This is a genomic window from Xanthomarina sp. (assembly GCF_035306605.1).
Taxonomy (GTDB): Bacteria; Bacteroidota; Bacteroidia; order Flavobacteriales; family Flavobacteriaceae; genus Xanthomarina.
Genome location: NZ_DATGNR010000079.1, coordinates 14,855 through 27,618, shown reverse-complemented (window position 1 = coordinate 27,618; position 12,764 = coordinate 14,855). Strand labels below are relative to the sequence as shown.

Annotated in this window: 10 protein-coding genes; 6 read left to right on the top strand and 4 right to left on the bottom strand. The window is 34.0% G+C overall.

The features are described from left to right. Positions 1-9 precede the first annotated feature (9 nt). The 5 genes from surE to VKY41_RS10930 all read left to right on the top strand — a co-directional run bounded on the left by surE (position 10) and on the right by VKY41_RS10930 (position 4,902). Entirely contained in the window at positions 10-798 is a 789-nt protein-coding gene (gene surE, locus VKY41_RS10950) for a 5'/3'-nucleotidase SurE (protein ID WP_500814497.1), read from the top strand. A 5-nt stretch (positions 799-803) separates the two neighbouring features. Further along, positions 804-1,085 (top strand): hypothetical protein, encoded by a 282-nt coding sequence (locus VKY41_RS10945; protein WP_500814496.1) that lies wholly within the window; start codon positions 804-806, stop codon positions 1,083-1,085. A gap of 89 nt (positions 1,086-1,174) precedes the next feature. After that, positions 1,175-2,302 carry a lipid-A-disaccharide synthase gene (gene lpxB / locus VKY41_RS10940; protein ID WP_500814495.1) on the top strand — a complete coding sequence of 376 codons (1,128 nt, stop codon included), beginning with the start codon at positions 1,175-1,177 and terminating at the stop codon, positions 2,300-2,302. Next, a complete protein-coding gene (locus VKY41_RS10935; RefSeq protein ID WP_500814494.1) occupies positions 2,299-2,829 on the top strand; it encodes a C40 family peptidase in 531 nt (176 codons plus the stop codon). The genes lpxB and VKY41_RS10935 overlap by 4 nt, the downstream gene beginning before the upstream one ends. A 21-nt stretch (positions 2,830-2,850) precedes the next feature. Next, positions 2,851-4,902: a ComEC/Rec2 family competence protein gene (locus tag VKY41_RS10930; protein WP_500814493.1), complete on the top strand. Its 2,052-nt coding sequence runs from the start codon at positions 2,851-2,853 to the stop codon at positions 4,900-4,902. Here the strand turns inward: VKY41_RS10930 and VKY41_RS10925 are convergent. The 4 genes from VKY41_RS10925 to VKY41_RS10910 form a co-directional block, all read right to left on the bottom strand. Beyond that, positions 4,899-5,444, bottom strand: coding sequence for a thioredoxin family protein (locus tag VKY41_RS10925; RefSeq protein ID WP_500814492.1), 546 nt, complete (start codon positions 5,442-5,444; stop codon positions 4,899-4,901). The two genes, VKY41_RS10930 and VKY41_RS10925, sit on opposite strands and share 4 nt — an antisense overlap. 251 nt (positions 5,445-5,695) lie before the next feature. After that, a complete protein-coding gene (locus tag VKY41_RS10920) occupies positions 5,696-7,483 on the bottom strand; it encodes a peptide MFS transporter (protein WP_500814491.1) in 1,788 nt (595 codons plus the stop codon). A 35-nt stretch (positions 7,484-7,518) separates the two neighbouring features. Then, entirely contained in the window at positions 7,519-9,105 is a 1,587-nt protein-coding gene (locus VKY41_RS10915; RefSeq protein WP_500814490.1) for a peptide MFS transporter, read from the bottom strand. 11 nt (positions 9,106-9,116) lie between these two features. Then, positions 9,117-11,291, bottom strand: coding sequence for a S9 family peptidase (locus VKY41_RS10910; protein ID WP_500814489.1), 2,175 nt, complete (start codon positions 11,289-11,291; stop codon positions 9,117-9,119). Positions 11,292-11,439: 148 nt separating this feature from the next. Here VKY41_RS10910 and VKY41_RS10905 point away from each other — a divergent pair, with 148 nt between their 5' ends. After that, positions 11,440-12,759, top strand: coding sequence for a hydroxymethylglutaryl-CoA reductase, degradative (locus VKY41_RS10905; RefSeq protein ID WP_500814488.1), 1,320 nt, complete (start codon positions 11,440-11,442; stop codon positions 12,757-12,759). Positions 12,760-12,764 lie beyond the last annotated feature (5 nt).

Sequence of the window (12,764 nt, the reverse complement as noted above, 5' to 3'; positions counted from 1 at the left end):
AAAGAACAAATGACAGAAAGACCGCTTATTTTAGTAACAAACGACGATGGAATTACAGCTCCAGGTATTAGAGCTTTAATTGAAGTAATGAAAGAATTGGGTGATGTAGTAGTTGTTGCCCCAGATAGCCCACAAAGTGGTATGGGTCACGCCATTACGATAAATTCGATGTTACATATTGAACGCGTATACGTCGATAATGGAGAGCAAATAGAATACAGTTGTTCTGGAACTCCTGCCGATTGTGTAAAATTAGCAACTAAACAAATATTAAATAGAAGACCAGATTTATGTGTTTCTGGAATCAACCATGGCTCCAACTCTTCTATAAACGTAATTTATTCCGGAACTATGAGCGCTGCCCTAGAAGCTGGAATCGAAGGAATTCCTGCAATTGGTTTTTCGTTATTAGACTATAACTACAATGCCAATTTTGAAACAGCAAAAAAATATGTGCGCACCATAACCAAAAACGCCTTAGAGAAAGGGATTCCTGACCAAGTAGTTTTAAATGTTAACATTCCTAATTTAGAAGAAAAAGATATTAAGGGAATAAAAGTATGCCGACAAGCACGTGCCAATTGGGAAGAAGAATTTGACAAGAGAAAATCGCCTCAAGGAAAGGACTATTACTGGCTTACAGGAAAATTTGTAAATTTAGACTCTGGGGACGATACGGATGAATGGGCTCTTGAAAACGGTTACGTATCAGTGGTTCCTGTACAGTTCGATTTAACAGCGCACCACGCCATAAACGACCTGAATACTTGGAATTTTAACGGGACGGATAAACAATAACACAAATGAAAAAAGAATTGTTGATAGGTATTGCTGTTGGACTTATAGCAAATACGGTTGGACTCTTTTTCGCTGCCTTATTTTTTGGAAATGGCAACGATTTTTATAGTATAATTCGCTCGGCATCGGCAGAGGGAATTTTGGGAAAACTTATAAGCCTTGGTGCCATATTAAACCTTTTAGCTTTTTTTGTTTTTATAAAAAAGAAACAAGATTATCGTGCTAGAGGTGTTTTACTTACAACCATAATTATAGCCATTGGAACCTTTGTTGTTAAACTAATATAAGCCATCATATATCCGAAAATCCGTCAACAAAGAAACCGATTAAAAGGATGATGTATAAAGTACTTTAGAAATCAAATAATATAAACCATATGAAATACTATATTATTGCTGGAGAAGCCTCGGGAGATCTTCACGGATCAAACCTAATGAAGGCCTTGCTGAAACAAGACGTACATGCATCGTTTAGATTTTGGGGTGGAGACTTAATGAGTGCTACTAGCGATACTTTAGTAAAACATTACAGAGATTTGGCTTTTATGGGTTTTGCAGAAGTTCTAATGAATTTAAGAACCATTACCAGGAACCTAAGCTTTTGCAAAAAAGATATTGAAGCCTATCAACCAGACGTTATTATCTTTATCGATTATCCAGGATTCAATTTACGAATTGCGAAATGGGCAAAAGAAAAAGGATATAGAACCCATTATTATATTTCTCCACAAATCTGGGCATGGAAGGAAAACCGAATCAAGTCCATTAAACGAGATGTAGATGAAATGTATGTCATTCTTCCATTTGAAAAGGATTTCTACGAAAAAAAACATAATTATCCAGTACATTTTGTTGGGCACCCAACCATTGATGCTATTGCCAATAGAAAACAAGTGGATGAATATGCTTTTAGAGTTGAACACGAACTTAACGAAAAACCTATAATAGCTATTTTACCTGGCAGCCGAAAACAAGAAATAAAAAAAATGTTATCTGTTATGCTTTCTGTGGTAAAAGATTATCCTAAATATCAATTTGTAATTGCTGGAGCTCCTAGTCAGGATTTTAGTTTTTACCAACAGTTTATAAAAAGCTCTAACGTTAAATTCATTTCTAATAAAACTTACGATCTTTTATCGGTATCTACAGCTGCTTTAGTAACCTCTGGAACTGCCACTTTAGAAACAGCCTTGTTTAAAGTACCTCAAGTAGTTTGCTACAAGGGAAACTGGATTTCCTATGAAATTGGAAAACGAGTAATTAACTTAGAGTATATTTCTTTGGTTAATTTAATTATGGATAGAAAAGTAGTTACAGAACTTATTCAATCAGAGTTCAATAAAACCACACTTAAACGTGAACTTGATATTATTTTAGATCCTGAGGAAAGGGATAAATTATTTCTAAATTATTACGAACTTGAAAAAAAACTAGGCGGAAAAGGAGCAAGTTTAAAAACTGCGACATTAATTTACAAGGCCCTTAACAATAAAAACATAGGATGAGAAAAATTATCTACATATTAATAATCTTTATTTCTATTACAGCGTGTAAATCTACAAAAACAGCTAGCACCACTAGTAAGAAAAGCTCAAGAACCACAAAGACAGTTAAAGCTTCTTCAGAAAACAGACCTGTAGCCAACATGTCAGTTATTAATAACATCATTCAAACTGCTGAAAAATATAATGGTGTTCGCTATAAGTATGGTGGTAACACAAAAAAAGGCATGGATTGTTCTGGTTTAATTACCACAGCTTTTAATAGTGAAAATATTTCTCTACCACGAACTACTAGTAGCTTGGCTACAAGTGGAAATTGGATAGATGTTAAAGAAGTTCAAAAAGGAGATTTATTATTTTTTGCAACTAGCAAAAACAGCCGAGACATAAACCATGTTGGTTTGGTAACGGAGGCTAGACCTGGCCTAGTTGAGTTTATCCATTCTACAACAAGTAGAGGTGTTATTACCTCTAAACTTTCTGAAAAATACTGGTATTTTGCCTTTGTTCAGGCACGTCGCGTATTATAAGATATTTATTATCTTTATTATGTGAAACTACTTGATTTTACGTTAATTAAGCTAACCATCTTGTTGGTTACAGGCATCCTATTGCCCCATTTTTTCCCAATCTCCTTAAGCGCTTCTGTAAAAATTACAGGGATACTTCTTATTATTTTAAGTGTTGTTTACTTCCATTCGAAACCCAAATTAAATAAAACCATTTGGTTTGGATTAACTGCGTATGTAACCACGGTTGCTTTGGGAATTCTCATTGTGAATATACACAACCCAAAAAATCATTTAAATCATTATACCAATAGCCCTGCTTTTATAACGGACAGTACATTAACAGTGACTCTAAAAATTTCGAACATATTAAAGCCTAATAAATTTAACCATAGGTATGTAGTGAAATTATTAAAAATAAATCAGAGTCCTATTGAAGGTCTATCGCTACTTAACATAAAAAGAGACAGCTTAAATTCACTATTTGATGTAGATGATATCCTTATATTAAAAACTAAAATCCAATCAATCAAGGCACCATTAAACCCAAATCAATTCAATTACAAATTTTTTTTAGAGAACAAATATATTTATTCACAGCTGTATTCTAATTACGAAGAAGTATATCTAGCAAGCACAAAGAAAACCACACTTTATGGTTATGCAGACGCTGTTAGAAAACATATTATCAATAAGCTGCAAGAACAAAAATTTAAACCTGATGAACTAGCCATTATAAACGCATTGCTTTTAGGACAAAGGAATGATATTAGTGAAGAAATATACAACGATTACAAAAATGCAGGATCCATACACATTTTAGCGGTTTCCGGCTTGCATGTTGGAATTATCCTTATATTCTTAAACCTACTATTTAAGCCCATAGAATATATAAAATACGGGTGGTTATATAAAATCATTCTAATACTAATCTGCTTATGGAGCTTTGCTGTCATTACTGGCTTATCTGCATCGGTGCTACGTGCAGCACTTATGTTTAGTTTTGTAGCTATAGCAATAAACGCCAGCCGACCAATAAATATATTAAATATACTAGCTAGTTCTGCCTTTGTTTTACTGCTATTTAACCCTAACCTTCTTTTTGATGTAGGCTTCCAACTGAGCTACTTTGCTGTAATTTCAATAGTAACTATCCATCCGTTGCTTTATAGCTTTTGGCATCCAAAATATTGGCTTGTGGATAAATTTTGGCAAGCATTTATTGTTTCAATTGCTGCTCAATTTGGCGTCTTACCCATAAGCTTATACTATTTTCATCAGATTCCTGGGTTATTCTTTCTATCCAACATTATAGCCATACCTTTTTTGGGGTATATTTTAGGTTTTGGAATAGGGGCCATACTGCTTTCACTAATAAATATTCTTCCAGAATTCTATGCTACAAGCTACGGAGCAATAATCAACAACATGAATGGTTTCTTTAAATGGGTTGCTCAACAAGAAGCTTTCTTAATTCAAAACATCCCATTTAATATGCTTCAAACCATTGCTAGTTACATAGTAATTATAAGTGCCTATCATCTTTATACCAAGAAAAGCACAAAGCAACTATTATACCTTCTTACAGCTATTCTAATTGGACAGTGCGTCCTTATTTACACCAAACATAACACAGAAACTAACCAGCAATTTTTAGTATTCCATAAAGGAGCTTCTACATTAATAGGAATTCATAAAGGAAATATATTAGAGCTACATCAACCTCTCTCTGATAGTAAAAATGAAAAAAGCACCTTGATTACGAGTTACACCACTAGTAATTATATCTCAGAAATCCGGCAAGACAGTGTACATCCTGTATACAGAGTAAATAATAAATGGCTGTTGGTTGTAGATAGCATAGGTGTCTATAATCTAAAGTCATTAAAACCAGATTTTGTATTACTTAAAAACTCGCCAAGAATAAATTTAAACAGACTTATCGACTCCTTGAGGCCAGAAGCAATTATAGCAGATGGCAGTAATTACAAATCTTATATGGGCCGTTGGGCAGCCACTTGTGAAAAGCAAAAGCTCCTTTTTCATCAAACCAATAAAAAAGGAGCTTTTGTAATTCCGTTAACGAATGATTAATTGGAAAACTCTGGTTTAAAAGCACTGTAATATGCAGAAAAATCATCTTGAGTCTTTATATCAACATGCTTATTAGCTTTAAACAATTTCAAATACAACTCTAATTGTTGAGGTGTTTTATAACCAATCACTGGGGTTAAAAACTCGGCCTTCTCATCTAAAAACAATATGGTTGGGTATGACCTCACACTAAAATAGGCCGACAGTTGATGTTGAGAATTGCGTCGGTTTGCATTAGCCGGATTATAGCCAGGGTTTTTAAAAGTGTTTCCTTTAAACTTAATAGTTTCGTTTCCTTCTGCATTAAATTTCACAGCATAATAATGCTTGTTCACGTAGTCTGCCACATCTTTATTTTGAAAGGTGTTTTTATCCAGCATTTTACATGGGCCACACCAATTGGTATAAGCATCTATCATGATTTTTTTGGGGTTTTTCTTTTGAAGCTCCACAGCTTGTTCTAATGTAACCCAATTAATTTCTTGAGCAGATAAGTTAACAGTAGCTAACGTAATGGCAATTAGGAATAGTAACTTTTTCATTTGTAACTTATTTTAATGAGTTTTTTAGTGAAGAAATCCATGCATTCTTCTCAAACAATACATTCAACTTAGTCGACACTTCCTAAATTCCTTTCTAATTAATTGATATTAATTTTAAGAAGTAATCAATTTTTAAATCAATTTCAAACATATTGATTTTTTGGTTATTCTTGTCAAAAATTGTTCCCAAAATATAAAAAACACTCCAAAATTGAAGTGTTTTTATATATAAATTTTAATGCTTTATGCAATTAGCGCACACCGTGCATTAGTTTTTTAAGTAATGGGTTTAGCACCATAGAAACAAATCCAACAATAATTGGAACTATTGCAAAAATTAAAAAGAAAGTCCCCATAGAGTATTTCTCTGAGATATGATCAATCATTCCTCCCATTGTATTTGCTCCTTTTTGCCCAACTGCAATAGCTAAATACCAAACACCAAACATAAAACCAATCATACGTGCAGGTACCAACTTACTTAAATAAGACAATCCTAGAGGCGATAAACAAAGTTCACCCATGGTATGGAATAAGTATGCTAATATTAAGAATATCATGCTTACAGATGCAGTTTGAGCACCTGAAGGGATATCAGAAGCTCCATAAGCTAAAACTCCAAACCCAACACCTAATAATATTAACCCTATAGCATATTTCATTGCTGCGCTTGGATTGTATTTACTTTCCCACCACTTTGAAAATATTGGTGCAAGTGTAATAATAAAGAAAGAGTTTAAAATACCAAACCAGGTAGCATCAACTTTTAATACTTCAGCTGTTGATTTGTCATAAATACGATAAATCACCAAAGCCCAAACCAAAAGAAACGCTATTGCTAACATGATATTGGATGGTCCTATTTTCGTAAAAGTCTTTTTGAAAATCAAAAAGATTACATACGTAATAATTATTAATGGAATCGTAGTTAATAGAGCATCAATAACAGAAAACACCGTAGCCGCATTACCTACTAAATCCCTATTAGTATAATCACTAGCAAATAAAGTCATAGATCCTAAAGACTGCTCAAAAAACGCAAAAAAGAATACGGTAAACAGAGCGAAAATAGAAACTGCAACTAAACGATCTCTAACTATTGGAATATAACGTGAAATACGTGCAATCAATACTATTAAAAAGAGGACTAAAGCAGCTAGAACTACAACATTAGAACCACTCATTCCCATAAACTCAAAAGGCAACATAGAAGTTCCACCAATTTTCTCTAATGGGTCATTAAATAAGTATAACAAACCACCAATGGATGATAAGGCTATAAGTACTTTATCAAGAGTAGTAAATGGGTTCAATTTTGAAGCAGCCTCAGCTTCTTCTTTAGCAAGTTCTATTTCTGTCTTTTCAGCTTGGTTCTCTAAAACATCTCTACCTTTCTTTGAAGGGGGCGCACCTACTTTACCGAATATTTTATGAGCTAATAAAAATTGAAGCATTCCTAATAACATAAAAATTCCTGCAAGACCAAATCCGTAGGCCCATCCGTAATTTTCAGCTAAATATCCACAAAGCATCATACCAAAAAAGGCTCCTGCATTTACACCCATATAAAAAATAGTGTAAGCACCGTCTTTTTTAGACTCTCTTGTTTGGTACATCTCCGAAATGATCGAGGTAATATTTGGCTTAAAGAAACCAGTACCAATCACTAATAAAGCTAAACCTAAGTAAAATGAAGCTGTTGTTTCAAAAGCCATAGCTAAATGACCAAGTGTCATTATAATACATCCAATAACTACAGCAATACGGTAACCAGTCCATTTATCTGCAATCCACCCACCAATAATTGGTGTTAAGTATAAAAGGGATGCATACGTACCAATTAATGAAAGTGCATGTTCACGAGGCCAATCCCACCCCGGGTTATCGCTCATCATTGGCGCTGTTAAAAACAATATAAGAAGGATACGCATTCCGTAGAAGGAGAAACGCTCCCACATTTCTGTAAAAAACAAGATAAATAGTCCTACTGGATGCCCAAGAACAGTGTCTTTAAAAAGATTTTCAATATCAGTATTCATTTCAATAAGTTTTTTTAGTTAGTTACCTTTTGGGGTTAGTTAATACCGTGCATCATTTTCTTTAATTTCGGGTTCAATATCAATAAGATTACCGCTGCCGCCATTGGTATGGAAGCAATAATTAAGAAGAATGTAGACATAGAATAGGTTTCTGATATTTTATCAATATATGATCCCGTTTGTCCAGCAATAAAGTTAGCTATCGCAGAAGCTGTAAACCACAACCCAAATAACAATCCTGCCAAACGTTTAGGAGATAATTTAGAAACATAAGAGAGTCCTACTGGCGACAAACAAAGTTCTCCTGTTGTATGGAAGAAATAAGCTAATATCAACCAAATCATACTTACAGATGCCGAAGTTGCTCCTTGTGGAATACTATTGGCTCCAAATGACAATACAATAAACCCAACGCCTACTAAAGTTAAGCCCATAGCAAACTTTACAGGACCCGATGGATTCCATACTTTCTCCCAAATCTTACTAAATGACGAAGCTAAAGTAATAATGAAGAACGAGTTCAAAATCTGAAACCAAGAAACAGTTACTTCTGTATGTTCTAAACTAAATTCTCTGTATACTTTCCATACTCCTAAAATCCAAATGATAATAAATGAGATTGCAGTAAAGATGATTGTTAACGGATACGCTTTAAAAATTTTCTTTCCCAAACCGTAAAGTACCCACGAAACAATAAGAATAGGGAAGATGGTTAAAATAGCATCCACCCATTTAAAAATAGTACCTGTACTACCTTCTAAAACTCTTTGAGTATAATCCTTAGCAAAAACAGTCATAGACCCTCCTGCTTGTTCAAATGCAAAGAAGAAAAATATACTTGCTACCATTAGTACGCCTACTACTACTAATCGATCTCTAACAACATTAGGAGCTAATACCTCTTCATCCGATTCTTCAGCAATTTTTTGTAATTCTTCCTTAGTGTGTTTCTCAGGTTGTGCACCTATATCACCAAAGATTTTAGCTCCAAAGTAAAATTGTAACATTCCGAATAGCATGAAAACTCCCGCTAATCCGAAACCATAGTGCCATCCTACTTTTTCACCTATATAACCACAAAGTAGCATTCCTAAAAACGCTCCTGCATTAATACCCATATAGAAAATAGTATAACCTGCATCTTTTTTAGAACTTGAATCTGGGTAAAGATTTCCTACCATTGAAGAAATATTCGGTTTAAACAAACCATTACCAAAAATCATTAGCACTAATCCTGCATAGAAAAAGTTAGGGTTTATACCTTCAAAAGCCATTGATAAATGCCCTAAAGTCATAATAAGTGCACCTAATAAAATAGCTTTTCTAAACCCTGTAAATTTATCTGCAATAATACCTCCTAATAGTGGCGTTAAGTATACTAAACCTGTATACCAAGCATATAGTTGCATAGCATCAGCATTAGTCCAACCCCATCCATTATTAGCTATTTCTGTAATTAAGAATACCGTTAATAACGCACGCATTCCGTAATAACTAAATCGTTCCCACATTTCTGTAAAAAACAATATGAACAATCCTGCTGGATGTCCCATTACCATTTTATCGTCTATACCTCTTTTCGCGAGATGCGCAATTAACGCTGGATCTTGTTCCTGACTCATAAGTTCTGTTTTTATAGATTTTCTTTAATATAGTTAGTCATTTTGGTGTATAAATGTAATCTGGTATTCCCACCATAAATACCATGATTTTTATCTGGATAAACCATCCACTCAAACTGCTTATTTGCTTGCACTAAAGCTTCCACCATAAGCATTGTATTTTGAACATGTACATTATCATCTGATGAACCATGGATTAACAAAAAGTTTCCTTTTAATTTGTCCACATGGTTTATTGGTGAATTATCGTCGTAACCACTAGGATTTTCTTGAGGTGTTGTCATGTAACGCTCTGTATAAACGGTATCGTAAAAACGCCAGCTAGTTACAGGAGCAACAGCAATAGCCATTTTAAAAACATCGTTACCTTTGAAAAGCGCATTACTACTCATAAATCCGCCGTAACTCCATCCCCAAATTCCAATTCTAGATGCATCTATATATGGTAATTCACCTAAATATTTAGCAGCATCAATTTGATCTTCTACTTCGTATTTCCCTAGTTCTTTTTGTGTTACTTTCTTAAAATCAGCTCCTTTAAAACCTGTACCTCTTCCATCCACACAGGCCACAATATAGCCATTTTGCGCTAACATTTGATACCAATAGTCATTTGTACCTCCCCAACTATTTGCAACTTGTTGTGAACCAGGACCAGAGTATTGATACATAAACAATGGATACTCCTTCGTTTCATCAAAATCAGCTGGCTTAATCATCCACATATTTAAGTCGTTCCCATTAATATTAATGGTACTATACTCCTTTTTAGACATTTTATAAGCCGCTAACTTTTGTAATAGCTTTTCATTATCCTTTATACTCTTAATAATTTTACCAGATTTGGCATCGTTTAAGGTAAATGTTGGTGGAGTTAAATTATTAGAAAACGAATTAATAAAATAAGAGAAATCTGCACTAAAAGAAGCTCTGTTCGTCCCTTCTACTTTTGTTAACTGCTCTTTATCTCGTCCATTAAGTTTAATGCTATAAACAGCTCTATTAATAGATCCAGTTTCTGTAGATTGATAGAAAATTTTATTGCGTTTTTCATCAAAGCCATAGTAACTTGTAACTTCCCAATTTCCTTTAGTTACTTGGTTTAATAACTTTCCATCTTGAGAATAGTGGTAGATGTGATTGTAACCATCTTTTTCACTTGTCCAAATAAAACTATTGTCTTTTAAAAAGGTTAAATCGTCTGTAACGTCAACATACGCCTCATCTCTTTCTTCCAAAGCTATTTTTGCGGAGTTGTTATTAGTATCTATAAACCATAAATCTAATTGGTTTTGATGTCTATTTAAGAAATGTGCACTTAATACATCTGAGTTATTGGTCCATTTTATTCTAGGAATATAAAAATCGTGGTAATCTTTATTGACTTTCACTTCTGAAAGCAAATCGGAATCCACGTTATATAAATGAAGGGACACCAAAGCATTGGCTTCTCCTGCTTTAGGGTATTTAAACACGTCTTGTGTTGGGTATAAATCACTCCCGTAAACATCCATAGAAAATTCCGGAACCAAAGTTTCGTCAAAACGTATAAAAGCTATTTTATTACTTGCTGAATTCCATTGAAAAGCTCTAACAAAACCAAACTCTTCTTCATAAACCCAATCAGTAATACCATTGATAATTTTATTTTTCTCACCATCAAAAGTAATTTGGGTTGTTTCTCCTGAACGTAAATCTTTTACAAATAAATTGTTATTATAACCATATGCTATTTTATTTCCATCTGGAGAAAAGGTTGGTTCTTGGATTTTTTCTTCAGCTACTAAAGTCAGTTTTTTAGTTTTTATATCAAAAACATAATATTTACCTAAGGAAGAGCGTCTAAAAATAGGAGTGACATCTGTAGCCAAAAGGATTTGACTTTCGTCTTCGCTAAAAGTGTAATTACTAAAATAAGCAATGGCATCCAAATCACTGGAACTAACCAAAGTTTTTACTTTTTTTAAAGTCTTATAATCATAAACATCGATAGCGGTTACACCCGAACTTCTGTCGAAATCAAGAACCGAATATTGTTGGCCGTTTTTCATTGAATGTAAAGCGTCCAAACCTTCGGTTCTAAAGGTACCATTCCAAATTTCTTCTAAGGTAATTTCTTTGTTTTGCGCTGATGTTAAAAGGGTTGCTAAAAAGCAAAATAAGAGTAGTTGTCTTGAAAATATCATTAAAATAGTTTTTTGAAAAAAAATATTGTCAAGTTTACTAAAAATTACGCGAAAAACCCCAAATATTAACAGTAAAATAAGCTTTTAAAATACATTGCCTTCAAAAATAATTTCGAGAACAGTATCTTTGTGTTTCAATACTAATTTCATGAACAAATCTATTTCTGGTTTTTCCAAACTTTCTAAATCGCATAAAATCGATTGGATCGTATCCACCTATTTCAATAATAACAACGAGGCCAAAAATATTATCAAACAATATTGGAACTCGAACCTCAAGCTACAACAGCTACACGACGAGTTTATAGAGAACACAATTACCAATTATTATTTGCCTTTTGGAGTGGCGCCAAATTTTTTAATTAATGGTAAAATGCATACCATTCCAATGGCTATTGAGGAAAGCTCGGTAGTTGCCGCTGCTAGTAAAGCTGCCAAATTCTGGTTGGATAGAGGAGGTTTTAAGGCTGAAGTAATTTCAACTACAAAAATCGGACAGGTACACTTTATGTTTCAAGGTGACTTTGAAGTGTTAAAAAGCTTTTTTGAAACCGTTAAACCAAAACTTTTTGAAGCCAGTAAACCTATTACTAAAAACATGGAGAAGCGTGGCGGAGGGATTTTAGATATTGAGTTACGAGATAAAACCGAAAGCATTGAAGGTTATTTTCAGTTGCATGCTACTTTTGAAACTCTGGATGCCATGGGAGCTAACTTTATTAACTCCTGCTTGGAACAGTTTGCTAAAACTTTCCGAGAAGAAGCACTAAAATATGAGGGTTTTTCTGAGGAAGAAAAGAATATTGAAGTAATCATGAGCATACTTTCCAATTATGTTCCAGACTGTTTAGTACGAGCTGAAGTAAGCTGTCCAGTAAAAGACTTAACTGAGAACCCCTCCATTAACCCTGAAGAGTTTGCCAATAAATTTATACAAGCGGTTAGAATTGCAGAAGTAGAACCCTTTAGAGCAGTTACACATAATAAAGGAATCATGAACGGAATTGATGCCGTTGTTCTTGCTACGGGTAATGATTTTAGAGCCGTGGAAGCAGGTGTCCATGCTTATGCATCAAGAAACGGTAAATACAGCAGCCTCACCCATGCAAAAATTGAAGATGGCATATTTAAATTTTGGATTGAAATTCCGTTAGCACTTGGAACTGTGGGAGGCTTAACAAGTTTACATCCTTTAGTTAAGTTGGCCTTGGAGCTTTTACACAAACCAAGCGCCAAAGAACTTATGCAAATAGTAGCCGTAGCCGGTTTGGCTCAAAACTTTGGCGCCCTACGATCCTTAACAACAACAGGAATTCAGGAAGGTCATATGAAAATGCATCTATTAAATATCTTAAATCAATTTGAAGCTACAAACGAGGAAAAAACAATCCTAATTGAACATTTTAAAAAACATACCGCCTCACATAGCGCTGTTGTAGAGGAATTAAACAAGTTAAGGCTAAAATAACTTCT

Excerpts from the sequence above, each read along its gene's own strand:
- VKY41_RS10905 (WP_500814488.1), top strand. The coding sequence starts at position 11,440 with ATGAACAAATCTATTTCTGGTTTTTCCAAACTTTCTAAATCGCATAAA.
- VKY41_RS10925 (WP_500814492.1), bottom strand. The coding sequence starts at position 5,444 with ATGAAAAAGTTACTATTCCTAATTGCCATTACGTTAGCTACTGTTAAC.
- VKY41_RS10915 (WP_500814490.1), bottom strand. The coding sequence starts at position 9,105 with ATGAGTCAGGAACAAGATCCAGCGTTAATTGCGCATCTCGCGAAAAGA.
- VKY41_RS10910 (WP_500814489.1), bottom strand. The coding sequence starts at position 11,291 with ATGATATTTTCAAGACAACTACTCTTATTTTGCTTTTTAGCAACCCTT.
- VKY41_RS10935 (WP_500814494.1), top strand. The coding sequence starts at position 2,299 with ATGAGAAAAATTATCTACATATTAATAATCTTTATTTCTATTACAGCG.
- VKY41_RS10920 (WP_500814491.1), bottom strand. The coding sequence starts at position 7,483 with ATGAATACTGATATTGAAAATCTTTTTAAAGACACTGTTCTTGGGCAT.
- VKY41_RS10945 (WP_500814496.1), top strand. The coding sequence starts at position 804 with ATGAAAAAAGAATTGTTGATAGGTATTGCTGTTGGACTTATAGCAAAT.
- surE (WP_500814497.1), top strand. The coding sequence starts at position 10 with ATGACAGAAAGACCGCTTATTTTAGTAACAAACGACGATGGAATTACA.
- lpxB (WP_500814495.1), top strand. The coding sequence starts at position 1,175 with ATGAAATACTATATTATTGCTGGAGAAGCCTCGGGAGATCTTCACGGA.